This window comes from Ruegeria sp. AB5 (assembly GCF_056542645.1).
This window is the reverse complement of sequence record NZ_JBQGAE010000014.1, coordinates 1-22275: the sequence shown is the minus strand read 5'-3', so window position 1 is coordinate 22275 and position 22275 is coordinate 1. Positions and strand designations below refer to the sequence as shown.

Genomic DNA, 22275 nt, shown 5'->3' with positions numbered 1-22275 from the left:
CATCCAGTTTAATCAGCTTCAGTTATCAACACTTCGATTTGGGCTGGCTTGAAAGCGTCGGTCGGATGAGTATGCACGCTGCAAGCTGGGCGAACTTGACATTTGTTTGGCTGGACCTGTCCCGTTTTAGTGCCGCCCCAGATGCTCGTTTAGGCCACTTTCCGTTCGAAAGCGACGGGGCTTTTCCAGCCCAATGCTGAATGCCGTCGACCCGTGACTTGCCATGCGACCGCGGGAAGAAAGAGGAAAGTTTGGCCATCCGCTCGTTAGTCAGCCAGAAAAGGTCGCTCATATCACCGCTCCGTTTTTCGAACCGTGAATCATGCAGCGCTTTGAAAATCAATGCATCCTGACCCTAGGGACTTTTTTGTAACGAAGCGCTACAGGCTACTTCAAAAAAGGAAGTCGTTATTCTCTAGCTCGTCAGCTCTGATGCCGATTAACGTTATACTGTTGCCATTCCCATCGTCGATCTCTGCATCCTCAATGCCCGAAAGATGCTCTAGCACATCGTCAAAGTCATTAATTCCGAACACCTCCGAGAAGTCGATCTGGTCGCCTTCACCGAAGTCTATCACAACATCGGCACCTTTAGAGAAGACTATAATGTCGGAGTCTGCTCCACCGCGCAGTGTGTCATCGCCCTTGCCACCATTCAGAACATCAAAGCCGTCTCCGCCCCAAAGCTCGTCACTACCGGATTTCCCGATGAGAAGATCGTTACCTTCGCCACCATAAACTGTGTCATTTCCGGCACCTGCTCTGACCTCATCATCCTCTGTGCCGGCGTTTATCAGGTCATTACCGTTTCCAGCCCAGATTGTGTCGTTTCCACCGCCAGCACTGATGTCGTCGTCTTGCGCACCACCGCCGATCCGATCATGACCGGTTCCTCCGAGGATCGTATCGTTGTCAAGTCCTCCCCACAGATTATCGTTCCCCGCGCCGCCATCGATACTATCGGCGCCGTCTGCGCCCATGACTGTATCCGAACCTGCCCCGGCAACGATTTCATCGGAACCTTGACCTCCGTAGAGTTTGTCTTGTCCTCCTTCGGCCTCAATATAGTCGTCGCCGTTACCGGCAAAGACCAGATTGTTGCCGGACCCGGTCATGATGCTGTCATTGCCTGCAGTTCCATCAAGGGTATCGTTGCCATTCGTGCCTTGCAGAACGATACCTTGATCGTGCCCGCCGTGATCTGTGCCACCATCGGTACCACCGTGATCTGTGCCACCATCGGTACCACCGTGATCCATGTCACCATCGTTGTCATCACTGTCAGGGTTAATGAGTTGATTTCCGCTTTTGCCGATTTCGCGCTGATCGACAATTTCGAAAGCACCAATTCCATTTGCATCGAGATGGGCGGGCAACGCACCATTGTTCACTGCGCCATCTGGTAAGTCAGCAGGCGATTCAATGAAGGCCAATTCGATGGCAACATCCATAGTCCCCACCGTTCCGGTGACACGATCACCGACCGCAGCCTGTACGATGAGATAGTACTTCCCATCTTGGACATAATAACCATGGTTTTCAGCGTTTTCTCCCCACCATTCTTTTTGTGAGGCACCCTTATAACGTGTTTTTTCTGATCCCATTGCAAGCTGCTGGCTGCCCAGAGAATCCGTCTTATCAACAACAACGGAGAAGCGATCATACCATGCGGTCATGACCAAATCCGACTCTGCCAAATTCACTGTTGCGTCAAGCTGACCAAGATCGACGCTATTTTGCCAGTTTGTCGAGTCGTCATGGATGGTATAGTTGCTGGGGCTTGACCCATCGATGCCTAGCAGAGTTTCCTGACCTACACCGACATAGGTGTTGCCTAGAATCACGTGAGTCCAGAGCTGACCGTCTTCGTGGTTTTTCTCCCAGATACCAAAGTCAAAATTCTCAAAATGATTATTGACCAATTTGAGCTCGTGAAATTCGCGTGCCAAAACTCCTGTTGTGGCATAACCAGCGGCCGTTGACTGGTGTTTCGAGTTCATTCCATCCTGCAACCCGACAAACACGCTATCTTTGATAAGATAGTCACGCTGGTAAAAGCCTAGCACACCGGCTCCGACTTCCCAGGCTACTAGCCCTTCTATTATCGTTGGTACATCGGTGCCTGAAGGACGCTTGTCGGCGCTGGTGTTGAGTGCGACATGGGTTACGATAGCTTCGTTGTCTTCGAAAATCCGATTCGGGATTTGCGAGACTCCGGTGTTGTCCTGGCCAAAGAAAGGATCATATCCGTGTAGTGTTTCATAGTCGCTGACCTCAGGGTTGATATGCGACGGCGAACCACCCTCCTTGCCCATAGGCCAGAAAGAATAGGCTGCTCCGTTGGAGCTGACTGCGATGTTGTCCGTCGTTTCGATCATCCTTGATTTGAAGCCGAAACCGATGCCTTGGGCGAACGAATCATCGAGCACTTGCTGCCGCTCCGCAGGATGGCCCTGTTTCCCACTATGCTCAGAATTGTGAGTGACATACTCGCCGGTTGTCTGGATGGTGATGTTGTCTTTCCAGGCACCGGTCTCGTTGCCGGCTTCGGCGATGATCGCTCCGCCGTTGACGCCAAATACCGCGTTGGAGATGACATCCAGATTGGAATCGTGATGCACAATGCCCCAACCGGGGCTACCCCAAACCGCGCTGCCTTCAATGAGAGCGGGTTCTTCATCTGCTGAACCACCCGTGCGATGGAAGTGGGCGGCATACCGTCCGGCGACATTGTCATCGCTCAGGATTTGGGATTTGTCTGTGCGACCAAGCTCGTAGAACTCTGCATTCTGGACGCTGACGTCGCCATTATGCATGAACATAACGTGGCCGCGTTCGTCGATCGGAATGGTCTTGCCGTCATCCCAGTAAGCTGCTTCTTCGGTCTCACCCCCGATGAAGACATTGCGTGTGTAATTTGCCACCGGTACCTGGAAATCCAGACCCGCTGAGTTCTCTGGCGGAATGTGATCATAGGCCAGTGCCTGCTCTAGGTTTACGCGGTAGGTGCCGTTGGCTTGTTCGACAACGCTACGGACCTCAACAATTTCGTCCTCGAAACTATTTTCGCCCAGCAAACGGGTGCCGGCTACTACGAGCTTGTCTCCGGGCTGCCAGCCAATAGGAGCTTCGTCGAAGATCAGGAATGTATCGCCCTGTTCAGGATCGACAGAGGCTTTGAGGTGATCTGCTTTGTCCTGACCCGCGATCCTGACCGCACCATGTGTAACCACACCAGTCGACAGCTCGAGAGGATCGTCAGCGTTGCTAATAGAGCCGCCATCGCGGTGGATTACGATTTCCGCCTTGACGTCTTGTTGTACCGGGTTGCCTTCAACACCGATCGTCAAAGTGGAAGACGCACCTGTAAATAGGGAATCGACCTCCATCCGCGTATCGGTGTCGACCGCGAAGTGCAGTTCCCCATCAACGCCGACGGTATCTAGGTGATCAGTACTGACACCATCATAAACAACAGAAATACCCTTCGGGATGTAGACATCCTGGCCAGCGCCCGGAACTGATCCACCGGCCCAAGTCGAGCCATCGAACCAGGATCCGCCATTGATCGCTACGGCTGTATTAGGATCGCTGGCATCCGGGAACAGGCTAAGCAACTCGAGATGTTCGCCCCGCTTTGCGGTGTCGTCCATATGTGCAGAGTGATCCGCACCTGACAGAATTTCTTGCTGCGATATGATGGCTTCGGCACGTGTGGTGCTGCCGGATCCGGTCAGATCTTGAACGGCCCCACCCGTTCCATCCCCGGAATGATCTTCCATCCCCATCGTATGATTCATGTCGTTCATAACTGTTCCAGTCGCCTCGCATACCGAAAGCCCGGCCCAAAGGCCGATGCACAAGGTCAGAACGGCCCTAACCGTCCTGAATTCGGTGTTTTTGTGGTGCCGAAGCGGGTGAGTGTGTCGCTCCGGGTCTGCAATGCTGGCGTACCGCGCCCAAATGACAAGAACCATAGCGCGCAAACAGCGATACAAAGATCGGCAAATTCCTGCGTGAAACTGATCGGTGCCGTTCCATATTCCGCCTATCTGCGTTCCTTGTCCGGCCGAGGAAAAGCAGATGTCCGACATATTCAGACCCCGAGTCCAAACACAGAACTAACCGTCCCCGAGATCCCGCCGATCATTGCTTGCAACGACCTGTTATGCTTGGGGATAAAGTGCCAAAATGGCATATTGTCGCCCGGACATTGGCAAAACTGTGTTTCAGAAAGAGGAGAATGGCAAAACTGTGTCACTGATGGCAGAGCGGTACATACCGGTTCTGCGCGGCTGGAATCAGGGGCCTGAAGCGTTTGATCCATTCAGTTCCTCCAGAACCTCCAATACGGATATCGTGGTTTCTGGAGGCATGATCTCACTGGTTGTTCTGCCATTATGAATACATGCGCCGACTTCGTCTATTTCGAATTGCATGCCGCTGCCGGGGAATGGGATCGCAATCTTCTTGTGGCGGGGCACAACCATCTGAAGCAGGCGTTTCAGCTTTTGTCCGTACAAAGAGTTTGAGAGACGCGACTTGAACGAATTGGGCGCTGCCCCGGCCTGCGCAAAATGGACAGGGGTTTCTGTGCCATATCTGCCCTGAATAAAGGGGGCGTCCAGCAAGATCCGAGATTTCGACCCAGACAGGACAAGCGTGTTGCTCATCTGTGTGGCATGGCTGACACTGATGGTTGAAATTGCCGCTTCGGCCTGCCCGGCGTGACGTAGTACAAATGACGCGGTTCTGGAGGTGCCTGTTTGCGATCTCGTGACCGTACCGCCTTTCAGCTGAAATGGCCCCAGAAGGAATTCGGCAACCGATACCCCGTAACAGCCCAGATCGTGCAGCGCCCCGCCGCCCAGTGACGGATCCGTGATCGGATCGCCGGGGGTTTCCGTGCGGGCAAAGCCCAAGGTGGCTTCAAGATGAACCGCGTCTCCCAGTTCGCCATTGGCGATGCGGCGGCGCAGGTCAGTCATAATCGGCAGAAAGCGGGTCCACATGGCCTCCATGCAGAACACGTTGGCAGCAGCGGCGGCTTCGGCCACTTCGCGCGCCTCGGCCGGGTTGCAGGCAAAGGGTTTCTCGCACAGGACCGCCTTGCCTGCGCTGATCGCGATCAGGCTGTGCTGTTTGTGCAAGGCATTGGGGGTTGCAACATAAATCGCGTCGACCGCATCGGATGTAGCCAAGGCCTGATAATCGTCAAAAACCTGCGTGCCGGGAAAGTGCTGCGCAAAACTTTGCGCGTTTTCCGGGTTGCGCGAGGCGACTGCGACCAGCGTTCCGGTCTTGCTGAACTGCATATCTCCGGCAAACCGCCGGGCGATACCGCCGGATCCGAAAATGCCCCATCGAGTTTTTGCCGCTGTCACGGGTTCCTGCCTTTCTTGTTCGTGCCCTTGGTGTCGGTCGCGCCAGCTGTTCGGAAGGGCAGTTTTGCAGATCCGCGAATAATGGCCTGTTCGCCCAGTTTGCCAAGCAAATCGCCGATCACGGCGGGTGGCGCGCGGAAACAGCGCAGCACTTCGGCGAAGTTGCGCGCTTTGACTGCGTCAATCATCCGCAACCAGTGCCATGTTTTCAGCGTTTCAAGATAATGTGCGTTCAGCGCAGCCCGGTCTTCCGAGGAAAGCCTGGCTATTTTCATCAGGCTCTGGTCCGCCCGGACCATTGCCCCAAGATCACGTGTCGAGTGATGCCCGCTGAGCGAGGTGGGGCGCGTCACGGCGACATATCCTGCCGGATCGGTCAGGCAAAAGCGTGCACCCTGCGTCAGGGCCGTGGCATATAGCATGTAATCTTCGCCCAAGCGCATATTGGCATCATAGCGAAGCTTCACCCGGTTCAGGAACGCTGTGGAGATCAGGGGTTTGAGGAACCCCAACTCGCGGCGCCCACCCCGTTGACTGGACAGGTTCCCCCGTACGAAACCGGCAAAGTCGAGAGGCTGGATGCCAATCGCATCATTTGACCACAACCGCGTACGTGGCCCGCCGACGTCGGTTTCAGGTACCTTGAACAGGTCATCCGCCACAAAGTCCCAATCCCCCTGCCCCGCAATGCGCAGCAATTGCGCCAGACGCCCCTGATCCATGAAATCATCCGAGTCCAGTGGGGTCACGTATCGCGCCGAGGTGTTGTTTAGCGCCAGATTGCGTGCGGCGGCTGGCCCCTGGTTGCTGGGTTGGGCCAGAACCCGCACCCGATCATCTTCGGTGGCCAGAGCGTGGGCGCATTCCAGTGTGTCATCCGGTGATGCGTCATCGACGATCAACACTTCAAGCGCTACTTCCTGCTGGGTCAGAACCGAACAGACCGCCCTGCGCAGGGTCGATTGTGCGTTCCAAGCGGGGATGATCACGGCAATCTGGGCGTGAGCCCCGGAGTTCGTCATGGTTGGGCTACTGATCCATTTTCTAGGGCCTTGCTGAACCGGGAAGAGTTCGAAAAAACCGAAACACCATAAACTGTTGCATACCCTGCATCAGCAAGGCACAAACCGTGTATCATTCGGACCCGCTATATAACGTATTGAAATCGCCCAAAGCGTAGTTGAGCCATATGACCGATGCAACGGTAATAATCGCGGCCTGGAATGCTGCTGAGACGATAGGGCGATCCGTCGACAGCGCGCTGGCGCAGCATTCAGTATCGATCCAGGTCGTCGTTGTGGACGACGCATCTGATGATCACATAGCAGAGGCAATTCCCGAGCGTGACGATGTAACCTTTCTTCGACTGGCGAGAAACGGAGGGCCTGCTCAAGCTCGTAACGCTGCTTTGGAAATCGCTACTGGAGCCTGGGTGTGCGTTCTGGATGCAGATGATACGATGTTGCCGAATAGATTGGTTGAGATGATTGCCGAAGCAGAGCGGTACGACGCCGACATAGTCTTGGGAAATTTTGCCCGGGTTGACAGCGAAGGTAGATCCATCGACAGGACGCCATTTTTGTCAGGTGATGAAATAAAGCCCTCGCAGCTGATGACCCTCAAGGAATATGTTGGACGCAATCAGGTTTCTCGCCATTCAAAGAGCATAGGTTACCTGAAACCGATTATTCGACGTTCGTTTCTTGAGCACACCGGAGTGGCCTATAAGCCCGCACTGCGAAACGGCGAAGACTGCCATTTGATCTTCAACGCACTTGCTAGCGGTGCAAAAGTGCTCATATGGCCCAAACCGGATTATCTTTATACAGTTCGGGACGGATCGATATCTTATCGGGCCAATCCTGACCACATCGACGCCCTTATTGGGGCGGATCGCGAATTTCTTGAGAAGAACTCAGAAATTATTGATGTCCAATCCGTTCGATTGTTCCAAACCCGTGAAACTGCATTGCGTAAAATGATGGTGTCGGAGCGGATATTGCAGGCGCTGAAGTCAGTGCGCCTGGGCGATGCGATACGACTGGCGAGTCGTCACCCCTCTGCTTTGCCCAGAGTGGGACGCCAGTTGGCAGAGAGCGTTGGCAAGAAACTTGGTTTGGTGCCAAAAAGCTGACCTAGAGTTTTAACATCCTTATTGAATATAACGACAAAACAAAACTAAGTTTGGATTAGCCGGGTCCCGACGGAGTCCGTAAATGATACATCATTAAGGTGACCGGGATCTTGCTTCCTTCAGAAGGTATTTCGAAAACTCCGGGCGCTGATCGACGGGCGACGATCCTGGTACATCGCCGGATCAACAACCTGCAATCGGGCAGCGGGGTGCATCTGATGTGTCTATGTACCTGCCTTGCAGATGCGGGGTACGGTATTCGGATTGTGATGGCGCCAGTCACCAGCTTTGGGCGTATTCCGTTCTGCAGACCTGATCGTATTCTTGCCGATCGCGGGATCACGGTAGAGTGGCCCGGAACGGTTCGGATTGGGGGGGTCTGTTTTTCAACCCGCCTCGCCGTCTGGATAAAAGCCCTGCGCCGCGCGGCCTATCAGGCCAGTTCCCTGCCATCCCGCTGGTTTGGTGGGGCGCGTCAGCCCTATCCCAGTGATTTGAGCAAAACACTGGAGCCATCAGAAGCACGTACGGTTCAGAATGTGGTAAACACATGCTCCAACGACATCGTTGTTGCTGAATACTCGTCGCTTGCCCCCTTACTTGGCGGTTGCGAAGCTCAGAAACGCGCGGTCCTGATGCATGACCTGTTTTCCAGCCGCGCCGAGGCCTTTCAACAGGCAGGCCGGGCACCGGATCACATTCCGATCACTCTCGAGCAGGAATGTGAACGTCTGGGGCAGGCAGACCTGTGTATTCACGCTTCGCAGATCGAGGCTGTTGAATTGCAGCAGCGGCTTCCGCAGATCAATCATATCTGGATGCGCCCGGTCATTGCCGAGAATACCGGTGTCGCTGGTGATACGCCGCGTGTTGTTTTCATTGGCGTCAGTCATGGTGGCAACCGAGCTGCGCTGGATCTGATCCTGAATGAGATCTGGCCGCGCGTCCGATCCAAGGTGGAGTGCGAGCTGTGGATCGTTGGTGAAATCTCGGATTGGGTTAAGGACAAGCCCGAGGGTGTCCGGTGCCTGGGTTTCATCGAAGACCTGCGCGAATTGGGCAACGGAAATGTAATCGGTATCGCACCGATGCTGGTTGCCAGCGGGATCAGTATCAAGATCGGTACTTATCTGGAGCTTGGCATGCGGGTTCTAACATTCAAGCAAACGCTTGAAGCCTATGGCGATACGCTAGACGGGCTTGTGACAGAAGTATCCACGACCGATGAGTTTGTTTCCACGCTGATAGACATGATTTCAGATCAGGGGCGCACAAAGGAATGCCGACAAAATGTGATGTCCAAGCTACAGGCGCGGATGCACAACGACGAACTTTTGGATTACCTGAAATTCGCGGGCTGACCACCGGGCCTAGCCAGGAGGGGCGGCGCTGCCGGGGTCAACCAAAACCCGTTCGATGGTGATAACATCTCCGGGTATGACAATTGTATCGGGTCCCTGAATAACTTTGCGTGCGTCGCCGCGACCACGCTGCAGGCTGAAGAGGGTGTCATATTGGCGGGTTTCATCCTCAAACCCGACCGATCCCCGCTCTAGCAGCAATCTGCGCGCCGTGTCCTGACGGCTGTTCAGCAGTTCAATACGCGCGTTCACGGTCTGCAGTTCCACAGCAGCTTGTGTAGTTCGGTTCGCGATCAGGGCCAGAATATCGCGTTCGGCTTCCTTGATACTTTGGCTTGCCCGGAAAAAGCTGTTCTGCAGATCAAGCGACTGTGTCTCGAGATCGAAAACCGCCCGCTTTGCTTGTGTCAGCTGTGGTGTTCTGGCCAGGCCCTTTTCGACCAGGGATTCTATATTCCGCATTTGCTCTTCTGCCAGACTCAGCTGTTCCTGCTGGCTTTCGATCTTCTGTTCAAGAGATTTGCTTTCCGTTGTCAGCAACGAAATCAACTCGGTCAGAGAGGCCTGTTCCCGTTCCAGCGCAGTTTTACGTGCGGTAAAAATTCGTCTTTCTTCATCCAGCATAACGTTCAGATCCACCGGGTTGTCAGACTGGAGCAGATCCTCGGGGAAGTGTAGCTCGGCTTGTTCTTCAATCTCGGCTTTTAGTCGAATCGAGGCGATTTTGGCGCGCAGCAGTTCGGCCTGAATTTGTTCCAACGAGCCGGAGTCGCGCAGAATACCCAATGTGTCGAGACTCAATTCGCCCGCGCGTCGCTGGCCGCCGGCCAAGGCAAATGCCTGTATGGTAGTCAGCCCGGGGCGGGTTGGGAAAGCGCCGGGGTTGGCGACATCGCCCATGATGAAGAAGGGACCGTATTCCACCACCTCGACAGCTGTCGAGGGCAAACTGTTGCTGCGGACCTGTGTTTTCAATGCGTCGGCAACGTTGTCGGCAAGTTCTTCAGGCGTGTAACCTGCGGCCTGAATGCGACCTGCAAGAGGCACCATGATGCGCCCTTCGTTCTGCACCAGGAACTCGCCGCTGACCGCCTGCCAGATGACATAGTCGCGCTCATCTTCGTTCCAGGTCACTACGCGCAGGCTGATCCTGTCCCCGGGCGACAGGCGGTACGTGTCCGACGCGTCAAGAGATTGGGCATATCCCAGCGAGGCGCCAATCAAAGTTGCAAGGCAAAAGACCAGCAGTCGAAGCATAGTTCCGTTCCTTCCGCACCGTGCGGCAATGTTGTAGTGACAAACAAAGACTTGCCCCTCCATATGGTGCCAGACATAAGAAAATGGCCCATGTTCCCATTTGGGGCTGCACAGCAAATTTTCACTTAAGGAACTTTTCTTTGCAAGGTTCTATTTCGGCGGTCATCCCGACCTTCAACAGGAGTGGCTACCTAGGTGAGGCCATTGATGCGCTGCTGAACCAGAGCCGGCGGCTCAGTCAGATTGTCATTTGGGACGATGGATCGACCGACGACACACCCGAGATCGCGCGCAGGGCGCTTGAGGCGGACAAAACCGGCTCATTGCAGTATTTCCGGGCGGAAAATCAGGGAAAATCCGCCGCGCTGAATGCTGCGCTGAAAGAGGTTCGAGGTGATTATATATGGATATGCGACGACGACGATATCGCCTGCCCGGATGCGGCCGAAAAGCTGGCGCAGGTTCTGGACAGCGGCGATGCGGGGCTAGTGGCCGGGGCGCATACCCGATTTTCCGTGGATGAACGCAGCGGGCAAAAAGCCTTCTTCGGGACGGGATATTGGCCCGATTTGTCTTCGGGCAGTGTCATTCGCCATCTGCTGGAAGATATCTTCTTTTTCCAGAATGCCTGTCTGGTCAGGCGATCATGTTACGAAACAATAGGGCCATTTCGCGAAGATCTTAGTCGATCCATAGACTATGAGATGTTTGTCCGTTTGGGGACGCGATTTCCGATCGCGCTGGTTGATGATGCCCTGTTTTTCCAGCGCAAGCATGACGGTGCACGTGGTCCGGCGGCTCAGCAGCATTCAGCGGCTCAATCGGATACGGTATGGCTGCAGAGTGACAGGGAAATCTTTGCAGCTTTGCGCGACCGGCTGCCGATTACGTTTTATGCTGCGCTGTTTCGCGCGGGGTCGCCGGAACTGGCGCTGCGGGCGGGCTATCTGCAACGCGGTTGCGTCTATGCACGGCGCTGCGACTGGGCGGCTGCACTCGAAGATTTTCAGACGGCGGCAGACATGGAACCTTCGAAAGGGCTGTCGGCGACCGAAATCGATATCGTCATCCGGGCCATGGCCGGAAAGCATGGTAACCGCGAGGCTTATCTTTCGCCGATGCGTGACCAACTTCTGGCACTGGCACGCAGGGGGGCGACAGGCAAGACCATCGTCAACGCCTTGGGGCGCGGCTCTGTCTGGCGCGCGCGGGAAGCTTTGTCCGGGCATGCGTTCGGGCAGTTTGCCAGTGTCGCGAGCTTTTGCGCCCGAGCTGGATTTCGCCCCCGACCCTCGTCACATATTGGAGAGGTGTCCGAAGTCGATCACCTTGCGGATGAGGCATACAAGTGGTGACCAATACCTCGCATGATATCGACCCGGCCCGTGTTGTCGTTCTGATCCCCACTCTGAACGAGACGGCGCATATCGAAAACGTCCTGTCCGACATTATTGTCGGCGATCCGGTCGCCTCACATTGCCCGGTTATCGTGGCTGATGGCGGCAGCACGGATGACACCTGCGCCATCGTGTCGAAACTGACGGACCGTTTCGATAATTTGCGCCTGATCCATAATCCCGGAAAAACGCAGGCAGCGGCCATGAACCTTCTGCTTCAGGGGGAATTTGACGAATTCGGCATTGCCATCCGATGTGATGCACATGCGGCCTACCCTGTAGGATATGTCAGCAACCTTGCGCAGTGTCTTGTTGCAAAAGAGGTCGACTCGGTCGTCGTGCCTATGGATGCCATGGCCGATAGCGGCGGGTGTTTTCAGCGTGGTCTTGTCTGGGTGGCGGACAGCAAGTTAGGGGCCGGGGGATCCCCGCATCGCGGTGGCAGCAAGTCGGGCTACTACGATCACGGGCATCACGCCGCCTTTCGCCTATCCGGCTTTCGGGCTTTGGGTGGGTATGATGTAAGTTTCGTTGCCAATGAAGATGCCGAATATGACCTGCGGCTGACCCGTGGAGGCGGAAAGATCTGGCTGAATGCCGATCTGCGCATCGGCTATTTCCCAAGGCGCTCGGCCAGACGTCTATGGAAGCAATATTGGAACTATGGCACCGGGCGCGCCCAGACCTGTCTGAAACACAAGGTCCGACCAGGTCTCAGGCAGCTTATACCGGCCATTCATACGGGTCTTGTTGTGCTCAGCGTGCTGGCTTTGCCGGTGACCCGTCTGCTTTTGCTCTGGCCGCTGTTCTACGGCGTTGTCATTCTGGGCGTGGGTCTGCAGATTGCCCTGCGCCACAGATCCCTGTGCGGGCTGACGGCCAGTCTTGCGCTTGCCACGATGCATCTGGCCTGGGGGCTGGGCTTTCTGCTGCGCGTGCTGCGAGGCAGGCACAAGACCGAACCCCCTCCACTAGCCAGCGAAAGATCCTGAACCGACATGTCCAAGATCGCATTTTTTGGCCATAACTCGAATGAACCCGCCATCCGTCGACGGGCCCGAGCTTTTCAGAGCGCAGGGCACGAGGTGGTCGGGTTCATGCCGCACCGGGGGGCAAAGCAGGCGACAGACTGGCCGGTTGTCGACCTCGGAGAGACGCGTGACAACGCCTATGGGCAACGGATCATGTCGATTTTCCGGGGAGCTGGCATCGCGGCGCGCGAACGCGCCCTGCTGGAGAGTTGTGATGCCATCTATGCCCGTAATCTGGATATGCTGGCGATGGCGGTCCGCACCCGCAGCAAACTGGGCCTGAATACACCGCTGATCTATGAATGCCTGGATGTGCATCACAAGCTGACAGGGCAAGGTGCGGTTGCGCGCGCATTGCGGCGCGTTGAAAAAAGCCTGCTGACGCAGTGCGCCCTCGTGGTCATTTCCTCGCCGCGGTTCGAAACCGAGCATTTTGCGGTGCACTACCCGGGGGCCTACCGGGCGTTCCTGTTGGAAAATCTCATGATTGAAGGGGATGACTTCCCCCCTCGCCCATCGCTGGAAGCGGCCGAAAACGCATCTGATGGGCCGCTGCGGATCGGATGGTTTGGCAATCTGCGCTGCCGACGTTCATTGGATCTGTTACTGGGTCTGGCGCGCCGGTTTCCCAACGACGTGACGCTCAGCCTGCGCGGCTATCCCGCGCCCGGTGTGTTCACGGATTTCGAAGGGGAATTGAAGCCGTATAAAAATGTTGCGTTCGGCGGGCGGTATTCCGCACCGGGAGATCTGGCCGAGCTGTATGGTTCGGTTGATCTTGTCTGGGCCGGAGACTGGTACGAGGCCGGGGCGAATTCCGTCTGGCTGCTGCCCAATCGGATCTACGAGGGGGGGTATTTTGCCACACCGTCGCTGGCCCCTGCCGGAACCGAAACCGCACGCTGGCTGCAGGAACATGGCAGCGGTATCCTTCTGGAGCAGCCGGTGGAGCGTATGCTTGAGGCTGAAATCGCCGGGTTGCTGTTGGATCGCTCACCGATTGCGGCGTTGCGAAAACAGCTTCTTTCACTCCCCAAAAGTACGTTTGTTGAGGGTTCGGAAACAACGGCGGAACTTCTTCAGGCGGCCGGAGTGCCCCCTGTTTGAGCATGCACACACCCTATGGCAGCCTAAGGGCGGGCTTTGGGATGGTAAAACGGGCTGGCTCCTGCAACATGTCAGCGGCGCTTGCGGTTGGGCGGTCTCTGCAATCTGGATTCCCTACCGGGAGCGGTTTATTCTCTGACCGCGTTTACCGCAGTAAATTTTTATTGAGATCCTCTAATGACCCAAGAGCTCAGGACTTTGACAAGATTACCTGATTTCATTATCGGCGGCGCACCCAAATGCGGCACGACCTCGTTGCATTTCATCCTTGGGCAAAGCCCGCAGATTGGAATACCCGACGAAGAGATCCACTATTTCGATGCGGATGATCCGATTACCCATCCTGATTTCCTGAATGCAAATGGGCCCGAGTTGAAGTGGTTTGATACCCGCCAGGAGCATGCCGCCAATCTGGATTGGTACACGTCCCGGTTCGCCAGATTTCAGGACAAGTTGCTGATCGGTGAGGATTCCACCACCTATCTGTTTTCGGCGGTGGCCGCGCGGCGCATCAAAGAGCTGTTGCCCGATGTGCGGCTGATCTTTCTGCTGCGCGATCCGGTCAAACGTGCGTATTCGCAATATTGGCATCTGATCTGCAGCGGACGGCTGAGTTGCAGCTTTGAGCAGGCTCTGAGCCGGCACAGTTCAATCATTCTGGGTTCGACCTACGCCCCCCATATTGCCGGGTATTTCGATGTGTTCGGGCATGATGCCGTGCATGTCGCCGTCTTCGAGGATTTTCTGACCGACAAGCAGATGTTTCTCAACCGTGTCACCGCCCATATCGGGGCGCCCGAGATGGATGTGGAGACGCTGCAGACCTGGTTCAATCGGACCTATTATCCGACGATGCCCAAAGGTCAGCAATGGCTGAACCGGATCGGCGGCCGGATCGTAGCGGGACGGTATCGCAACCATATGGGGCAAGAGACGGGGTTGTCGGAAAAGATACGCAACAAGCTGCATTATCATTGGTTCCGACGCATCAATCCGATCTTGCTGAAGGCGGAGAAACCGCCCGCCATGCGACCGGATACGGCGGCTTATCTGGCGCATCACCTGTCGGACCGGAACGCTGGGCTGTCTGATCTTCTGGACCGCGACCTGTCGGCCATCTGGTCCGGGTTCCGGGGATGAGCACCCGACGGGTGGATATCGCATTGGTTTACGACCCCCGGTTCTCGGGTGGGACAGCCGCCGCGATGCTGGCCGACGCAAAGGCGTTTCATGGGGTCGGCGCCACGGTGGGATTGCTGCCGGTCACGTCGGGTTTTTTCAAAGGCACCGGGGACAAGTTCAACGCCGCTGTGACCGGGCTCGCCGATCTGGATGGGTTTCAGATGATGCCACGGGGCAGCGCGGTGATCGCCGATACCGTTTTTTTCCATCATCCGCTGACCTTTTTTCACAAAGTGGCCGAAAGCGCGGATATCCGTGCGAAGACATCGGTTCTGGTGGCGCATCACCCGCCGTTCCGCGGGGATGGGTCGCTGGAATACGATCCGATCGCCACGACCCGGTTGATCAAAGGGGCCTTCGGGATCAGCCCGATGTGGGCACCCGTTTCGGGCGTGATCCGCAAGCATCTGCGCAGCTTTGCGCCCTTTGTGCGCCTGACCAGCGCGGATTGGGTGAATGCCTTTGATATAACCCATTGGGAACCCACCCGGCGGGTTTTTGATCAGCCAGTTGCAACGATCGGGCGGCACAGCCGCGACGACATATTGAAATGGCCCGATCTGGCATCGGATGTGACCACTTCGCTGGTGCCGCCCGGACCGGGTTGGAAAACCCGTGTCATGGGATGTCCAGTTCATGAACTGGAAAAAACAGGCGTCGACTTGAGCGGGTGGGAGATCGTTCCGTTTAACGGCGAACCGGTCGAGCGTTTTCTGGATAGCCTGGATGTTTTTTCCTATTTCCACAGCGACAGATGGGTCGAAGCTTTTGGGCGTACCGTGCTGGAGGCGATGCTGATGGAACGCCCCTGCATCCTGGATCGCAGGCTGCGCGAAACCTTTGGACCGCTGGCACAATATGCCTCACCCGCCGAAGTACCGGACATTCTGACGGCGCTGCGCAATGATCCGGCTGGCACACGAAAGCGCTGCTCTGAAGTGCGCAGCATCGCGGTCAATCGTTATTCGAGCGCTGCGATTCCAGACCGCCTGCACGCCCTGCAGCAAGATCAGGGGACGACCGCGCGTATTGGCCCGGTTCAAGCGTCTCCTGTGGTCACCCTGCGCAAGCTGGCCGGGCTTGCACGTCGGGAACGCAGCGCCGCACAACAGGTGAAACCGCAATGACCCAGATCAGCCTCTCAGAAGCTCAGGCAAAAGACTATGACACCTGCGTCATTGGGGCCGGGGCGGCTGGACTGGCTTTGGCATTTGCCCTGGGCCGCGCCGGGCTGAAAGTGCTGGTCATCGAACAGGGCGGTTTCAATTCCGGCGAAATCGACGGAACAATTGACCGGGATGAGATTGTGTCGCGTGACACCCACGACCCCCGCCAGCGCACCAACCGCGAGGCCGTGGGCGGTACGCTTTTGGGTTGGGGCGGGCGCTGTGTACCATTCGACCCCGAAGATTTTTCGGCGCAATCCGGACGGCATATGCATCCCTGGCCAATTTCTTTTGAAGATTACGCAAGATGGATCGCGCCGGCTGCAGAATTTCTGGACTCGGATACTGAATTTCAAAAACCCGCGCCTGCCGGTTGGCCCTTGGTTGAGGGTGTAAGTGTCGAGCGAGTCGAATTGCTGAACGCTCTGGGACAGGCAGATGCCCTGCAGGAGCGGTTAAAACAGGGCCGTGAGCCGGTCGATCTGCTCAAACAGGCACAACTCCTTTCAATGCGCTGGAGCGAAGGTCCGCGGCCGCAGGTGCAGAGGCTTGAAATACTGCATGACGGGCAGACCGCCACCCTGCCCTGCCGGCAGGTCGTTCTTGCCTGTGGCGGGCTTGAAACGACCCGTCTTCTGTTACTGGATCAGGCTGTGCGGCCCGAGGCATTCGGTGGATCATCGGGTACGCTTGGCCGGTACTACATGGGCCATCTGACCGGAGCCGCAGCCGAAATCACGTTCCGCAACCCCGGGGTTTGTACTGGCTTTGGTTATCAGAGCGAGAGCAGCCACAGCCCTTACCGCCGGCGCTTTACCCTGACGGGTGATGCACCATCCAATATTGCGTTCTGGGTCGAGAATCTCGATTCCTCCGATCCCCGCAACCAATCGGGTGAGATTTCGATGAAGCACCTGCTGAAACGTCCGGGTGGCGTGGAACGATCAGGTGCGCATATTGCCAATATACTGCGGGATCCGGTCGGAGTGCTCGATGCTGTACGCTCTGGAGCAAAGCGGTTTTCCGCGGAAATCGCTCGGCGTCCTCAGCGCCTGGTGACTCGGGGTGCAGGACCGTATGCGCTGGCCTATCATGCCGAACATTTCCCGGAATACGACAGCCGGGTCATACTGTCGGACACTATGGATCAGACAGGACGGTACAGGCTGAAGATTGATTTTCGCTATGGGCAGCGTACTGTTCTGGCCCTGGTCAACGCACACAAGCTGCTGTCCCAAAGGTTGCAGTCGGCAGGTGCGGCTGAACTGACGTTGCCAAATGATGAGACCCTTGCCGAAACCATCATCCGAAAGTCCCGCGATGGCTACCATCAGATCGGCCTGACACGCATGTCGGTAGATCCGAAAGATGGCGTTGTCGATTCCAATTGCCGCGTTCATGGCGCTGACAATCTGTTTATCGCCTCCGCTTCTGTGTTTCCCGTGTCCGGGCAGGCCAACCCGACCTTGTCCGTGGTTGCCATGGCACTGCGTCTGGCCGATCATATAGTGGCAACGTACCGGGCAGGTTTGGCGGCATGACTGTGACGGAGACATATTCTTCCAAACGCGAGGCGTTCGAGCATCGGCGCGACCACGTGCTGGTGACCTTGTGGTTCTTCGTCACGTTCAAGCAGTTCCGGTATGATGAACTGATCCTGTACCCGCTGGCGCTATATTTTGCCTGGGCCTTTGTCCGGGATTTCAACAGAAACTTTCCGCTGATTGCACGCAGTGCTATCCTGTTCGTCTTTCCGGCCTGGTGGCTGCTGTCCGCTTTGTGGGGGGATCAAACGGGTTTGATCGTGAGGTCAGGCCTACAACTGACACTTACTGTCATGATCTGCTATTTCATTGCGACACGTCTGACCGCGCGGGATATTCTGATTTCCCTGTTGCTGACATCTGCTTACTATGGCGTGCAGAGCTTTCTGGCGCCTTATTTAGGAACCGGAACCGCCGCGCGAGGGGTATTTTCAAGCAAGAATGCGATGGGGGCTGCCATGGTCATCCTTTGGCTTTCATCGCTATGTATCATTACGGATTCCGGTTTTCTTATAAAGGTGAGGCTGATGGCAGTGGCTGCCGCTATGTTGGCTATAATACAGATGCTTAGAGCGGATTCAGCTACGGCGATATTGCTTGCAATCGGTATCTTTGGACTTGTTCTCTTGGTGGCGATAATACCTCGCTGTGGACTGTTGAAACGCTCTTGGTTCTATGTTGTTGTCTTCATATTTCTGGGCCTTATTTTTTTTCTAGCCTCATCATTTTTTTCTTCCCAATCAATAAACCCGATTACCTTGGTTCTCGAAGCATTTGGTAAGGATGCTACACTCACCGGTCGAACTTTGCTGTGGCAATATGCGAACCAACAGATTCAGCAGACTCCGTTTCTTGGTGTCGGTGCCGGAGGGTTCTGGACCCCATATGACAAATTGTCTGAGGCTAGTCGCATTTATGAGGAATTTCATAAAGCCACATATGCTACTTTTTCATTTCACAATTCATACTTCGAAATTGCAGTGCACCAAGGTCTGATTGGATTGGTATTTTGTGTTTTAACCGTGGTTTGGACGGTTGGCAGCATTTTGATTTTTCACAGAAAATCAGAGCCAATTTCCACAGTTTTTTTTCTTTGCGTTAGCTCTATTACACTAGCGAAGAGTGTAACGGAATCAAGTTTATTGGCCCCGTTTTCTATATTAACAATACTGTTTTTGACGGGTGGGCTGACTAGTATTCTGAGCGCATCAGCTCCTCATAACAAGAGAAGTATGTTTGATCAAAACCGATAATACTAAATCTGTCCCAAAGAGAAAGCTTAACCAAATTAACCAGATTTCTGTTGGAGCGATGCTATTGGCAACTGTATTTATCGGGCAGCGTGACCAACCTATTTCTGGCAAAGCGACGAGCAAATTATGCGTCTTGGGCCTTTCTTCCTGAAATCTCCTGGTAGGTCTCGGGTTGGCGATCGGTGCGTTTTGATTGGCATTGTCTCCATCAAATGTATGGTTTGCGCTAGGGCGACGCACCGAAGCAATATGGGTGACCTGCTCCCCAATGCTCCCTCATTCACAACGAGGGTTGACAGATCTGGTTTTCATATTCATCGGTTTCGTTTTGGCCAAGCGCGCCGGTCGCGGAGCTCTTAAATTGATCAAGCGCCCGTCGCGCTTCTGCGGGTGCTTGGTTTCCCGGCGATTTCGGTTCAAATGCACCCCCAGCCGATGAACTTCGGCTCGAAGTCCTGATTCTTGCAAAGTGGTGGACTCCCAGAAAGGCAAAGCACTAAATCGCAGTGGGGACGGTGTTACGCTTACGGATCTCAACTGAAAACCACGATCGAAACCAGAGCGGACAGTAATAGAGCTTAAAAATAGCCTATTCAGCGGATCAAGTATTTTACGAAAACGGCTTAATCGGGATTCTTTCGTTACCGAAGCTCATACGCTAGGGAGTTGTTGGTCGCGCGCCTGATAATGCACCGATCTCACGATACGCGCTTATAATCTCGTTGATCTCTTTGGGAAATTTCGAACGAGGTTCGTACCCCAATATCTTCTTTGCCTTCGAAATATCGTAGGCCCGGCTCTTTAAAAAAAATGACACTCGACGTGGGAATAGGGGCGGTTCAATGCCTACAGGCTTGCATATAGTCTCAACGACGTGCGCTAGTGCCATGACCGGTGCAACTGGTAGTTGCAGCCTAGGTTCTGGGACACCGAGTTGCTGAGAAATTTCTCTTACAACCTCTCTCAAAGTCAGATAATCAGCGCCGCCTATCAGAAAGGCTTCTGCATTCACATCGTCGTTGTTCATGGCCAGAAAAAAAGCATTGGCTAGATCACGCACATCCACCCAGTGCTGATAGGCTTGGCCATCACCTACATAAAAGAACTTACGCTTTTCGATCATCCGGAAGAGCTTCAGCGTTCGATCGTCGCCAGGACCATAAATCATCGTCGGGCGAATTACGACGCCGCGTATCTTACCATTGCGAAAATATTCCATCGCAATCTCTTCACCGGCCAGTTTACTTTCTTGATATATGTCCCCCGGATTGAAAGGTGCGGTTTCATCGGCAGGTGGATTTTGGATGTGGCTGTGTACACCGTTGGTAGAACAATGCACAACTCGCGGGACACCCGCTGAGATGGCGGCGTCCAGAATCCGGCGCACACCTTCGGCATTTATATCAAAGAACTCGGAATCCGATAAGCTATCCTGCCGAAATACCGCACCGATATGATATACTCCGGCCACATTTTGAACGGCGGCTTTAAGCGTCTGTGGTTGTTGCAGATCCGCAATTACAACTTCAGCCCCCATTTTTTCCAGCGTCTCTGCTTGTTGCACCTTTCGGACCATGGCGCGAACTTGGATGCCTTGATTGAGAAGAAAGCTAACCAAGTGTTGGCCAACGAATCCAGCTGCACCTGTAACGAGATAGATCGGCTGTGTCATTGCAAAGTCCTTTAGGTGAAATAGCTACCGGTTCTGAAGAGTACGATGGGTGAATTTTCAAGCCCATCGTTCCAAGTTGTTTGGGTGCGAAGGCTACTTTTTAAGTCCATGTTCCTGGTTAGGCCAACAAAATATCGGGATCCTGAACAAACAGAACCAGCGAAGTGTCGGAGGTGATATCAAATGCGCCCTCTCCAGATGAGGTTCCTTTGAGTAGTTGCGCATCCGCACCGTCAACTTTAATATTGGCACCATTGACAGTTACGATAACACCAGATCCATCGGTTTGGTCCGTCACAATTGCCGCACCCAGCGACTGATCAAAAACCAATCGGTCAGACCCTAAACCGAAATCTAAAATGATATCTGCTGAAGCGGCATTCATGGCGAAATCCGTAGCAAAGATAAAGCTGTCGTTACCCTCTCCGCCAGCAAGGGTATCAGCGCCTGCTCCACCAGTTAGGCGATCAGTACCTGCGCCACCCAGCAGGTTGTCATCCCCGGCGCGACCACGAATAACGTCATTGCCGCCCCCACCGTTCAGAAGATTGTCCTGTGCATCTCCAAGCAGCAAGTCGCCCGCGTCGCCACCAATCACATTGACTGCATCCATGGAAACCACTGACCCGTCGATTGTTCCGGCAGAAAAGCCGATTTCGGTTTCCAGAAAGTTGGCTGCGGCCTGAGCATAAAGTGCGTCACCGGCATCGGTAAAATGTACCTGATCCGGCAGAAGCTCACTCTCGGTGATCGGAGGTTCAAATAGGTGAAGCGTTGTATGTTCGGCTGACGCGGTCGTCACGATCTGTCGAATGCCCGGGACAAACGTGCCGTTACCCGCGTCTCCAATAACCATTTCTCCATCAACGGTGCTGTAGCCTTCGTTGGTAGCTGCAACTAAACTGCCAACATCGGGCTTAACCGGAACCAGTGAGATAACTAGATGACGGTTTTGTGCAATTTCCAACGCATAGAACTGGTCGATCAGGACCTGTATTCCATTGGTAACTTCATCAACTTTTGTTGCCGATCCGTTCAGATCATTCGTTCCCATCATGAACCAAGTGACATCGGGGCGTATCTCGTCAACGGCCAATGAAAAATTCATTAGGTCGTTCGGATCATCTGTCAGTGATTCCGACAATGAGTGCCCCGGAAGGCCAGAGTGATCCCTGTCTGGCATACCCTCAGGTCCGCTGTTGAACCGGCCAACATAGTCGATCCAGATATTACTTGCGGATAAAATGTCGAACAGATCGTCGCGGAATCCGCCTTCGACTTCAGGATTTCCGAACTTATAGCCTTGCGTCAGCGAGTCGCCAAAGGCCATGATAGTTGCCGCAAAAGCGTAAGAGCCTTGCGACAGGTCAACGGTCAGTGCCCGACTTTCCCCGGAGAAATCACGCTGACCAACGGACAGGAATACTGTTGCGCTATCGGTGCTTTTGCCGTCGCTGATCGAGTATTCGAAACTGTCAGATCCAACATAACCGGCATTCGGCGTATAGACGACTTCACCGTTCACTATTGCTACAGATCCATGCCCCGGCTGGCTGGAGATGCCGCTAACGTCCAGCGTCGTCAAATAGTCGGCGTCCGGATCGACATCATTGGCCAGCACGTCAATTGTCGAAGATCCCGAGCTTTCGACGCTGACGTAATCGTCACCTGCGATCGGCGGTGGATCGATGGCAATCAACTGGCCATTGGCTTCCATATCTGCTTCGGTTCCGGCCAGGTTGCGGACGCCCTTCAGCAGGGCAACCGGGACAAAGCCACTTACACCG

At 54.9% G+C, this 22275-nt stretch carries 15 protein-coding genes and 1 pseudogene; 9 read left to right on the top strand and 7 right to left on the bottom strand.

The window, feature by feature from the left end; all coding sequences use genetic code 11:
• Window positions 1-205: 205 nt before the first annotated feature.
• The 4 genes and pseudogenes from ACR0L4_RS18875 to ACR0L4_RS18860 form a co-directional block, all read right to left on the bottom strand.
• A pseudogene (locus ACR0L4_RS18875) lies at window positions 206-292 on the bottom strand (IS5/IS1182 family transposase); the annotation flags it as partial.
• Window positions 293-392: 100 nt separating this feature from the next.
• The gene (locus ACR0L4_RS18870) at window positions 393-3809 is read right to left on the bottom strand and encodes a G8 domain-containing protein (RefSeq protein WP_480514615.1); all 3417 of its coding nucleotides are present in this window, start codon (window positions 3807-3809) and stop codon (window positions 393-395) included.
• A 492-nt stretch (window positions 3810-4301) separates the two neighbouring features.
• Complete coding sequence (locus ACR0L4_RS18865; protein WP_480514613.1) at window positions 4302-5384, bottom strand: Gfo/Idh/MocA family protein; 1083 nt, start codon at window positions 5382-5384, stop codon at window positions 4302-4304.
• Window positions 5381-6406 carry a glycosyltransferase family 2 protein gene (locus ACR0L4_RS18860; RefSeq protein WP_480514612.1) on the bottom strand — a complete coding sequence of 342 codons (1026 nt, stop codon included), beginning with the start codon at window positions 6404-6406 and terminating at the stop codon, window positions 5381-5383. Before ACR0L4_RS18860 ends, ACR0L4_RS18865 begins: the two co-directional genes overlap by 4 nt.
• Before the next feature lie 167 nt (window positions 6407-6573).
• Between ACR0L4_RS18860 and ACR0L4_RS18855 the strand changes: the two genes are divergently transcribed.
• Both ACR0L4_RS18855 and ACR0L4_RS18850 read left to right on the top strand, forming a co-directional pair.
• The gene (locus tag ACR0L4_RS18855) at window positions 6574-7518 is read left to right on the top strand and encodes a glycosyltransferase family 2 protein (protein ID WP_480514611.1); all 945 of its coding nucleotides are present in this window, start codon (window positions 6574-6576) and stop codon (window positions 7516-7518) included.
• 110 nt (window positions 7519-7628) lie between these two features.
• Window positions 7629-8879 (top strand): glycosyltransferase, encoded by a 1251-nt coding sequence (locus ACR0L4_RS18850; RefSeq protein ID WP_480514610.1) that lies wholly within the window; start codon window positions 7629-7631, stop codon window positions 8877-8879.
• 9 nt (window positions 8880-8888) lie between these two features.
• Here ACR0L4_RS18850 and ACR0L4_RS18845 read toward each other — a convergent pair whose 3' ends face one another.
• On the bottom strand, window positions 8889-10136 hold the full coding sequence (locus ACR0L4_RS18845) for a polysaccharide biosynthesis/export family protein (protein ID WP_480514609.1): 1248 nt from the start codon (window positions 10134-10136) through the stop codon (window positions 8889-8891).
• Between the two features lie 140 nt (window positions 10137-10276).
• Here ACR0L4_RS18845 and ACR0L4_RS18840 point away from each other — a divergent pair, with 140 nt between their 5' ends.
• The 7 genes from ACR0L4_RS18840 to ACR0L4_RS18810 all read left to right on the top strand — a co-directional run bounded on the left by ACR0L4_RS18840 (window position 10277) and on the right by ACR0L4_RS18810 (window position 18816).
• On the top strand, window positions 10277-11491 hold the full coding sequence (locus tag ACR0L4_RS18840; RefSeq protein ID WP_170754274.1) for a glycosyltransferase family 2 protein: 1215 nt from the start codon (window positions 10277-10279) through the stop codon (window positions 11489-11491).
• Entirely contained in the window at window positions 11488-12525 is a 1038-nt protein-coding gene (locus ACR0L4_RS18835; protein ID WP_480514608.1) for a glycosyltransferase family 2 protein, read from the top strand. Before ACR0L4_RS18840 ends, ACR0L4_RS18835 begins: the two co-directional genes overlap by 4 nt.
• Before the next feature lie 6 nt (window positions 12526-12531).
• The gene (locus ACR0L4_RS18830; RefSeq protein WP_480514607.1) at window positions 12532-13671 is read left to right on the top strand and encodes a glycosyltransferase family protein; all 1140 of its coding nucleotides are present in this window, start codon (window positions 12532-12534) and stop codon (window positions 13669-13671) included.
• A 198-nt stretch (window positions 13672-13869) separates the two neighbouring features.
• A complete protein-coding gene (locus ACR0L4_RS18825) occupies window positions 13870-14811 on the top strand; it encodes a sulfotransferase family protein (RefSeq protein ID WP_480514606.1) in 942 nt (313 codons plus the stop codon).
• Window positions 14808-15980 carry a glycosyltransferase family protein gene (locus ACR0L4_RS18820; protein ID WP_480514605.1) on the top strand — a complete coding sequence of 391 codons (1173 nt, stop codon included), beginning with the start codon at window positions 14808-14810 and terminating at the stop codon, window positions 15978-15980. The genes ACR0L4_RS18825 and ACR0L4_RS18820 overlap by 4 nt, the downstream gene beginning before the upstream one ends.
• Complete coding sequence (locus ACR0L4_RS18815) at window positions 15977-17560, top strand: GMC oxidoreductase (protein ID WP_480514604.1); 1584 nt, start codon at window positions 15977-15979, stop codon at window positions 17558-17560. The genes ACR0L4_RS18820 and ACR0L4_RS18815 overlap by 4 nt, the downstream gene beginning before the upstream one ends.
• Entirely contained in the window at window positions 17557-18816 is a 1260-nt protein-coding gene (locus tag ACR0L4_RS18810; RefSeq protein ID WP_480514603.1) for an O-antigen ligase family protein, read from the top strand. The genes ACR0L4_RS18815 and ACR0L4_RS18810 overlap by 4 nt, the downstream gene beginning before the upstream one ends.
• A gap of 658 nt (window positions 18817-19474) precedes the next feature.
• Here ACR0L4_RS18810 and ACR0L4_RS18805 read toward each other — a convergent pair.
• Together ACR0L4_RS18805 and ACR0L4_RS18800 are read right to left on the bottom strand one after the other, a co-directional pair.
• A complete protein-coding gene (locus tag ACR0L4_RS18805; protein WP_480514601.1) occupies window positions 19475-20488 on the bottom strand; it encodes an NAD-dependent epimerase/dehydratase family protein in 1014 nt (337 codons plus the stop codon).
• Between the two features lie 118 nt (window positions 20489-20606).
• Window positions 20607-22275: Ig-like domain-containing protein (locus ACR0L4_RS18800; RefSeq protein ID WP_480514600.1), on the bottom strand; the 1669-nt coding region annotated here is incomplete at its 5' end.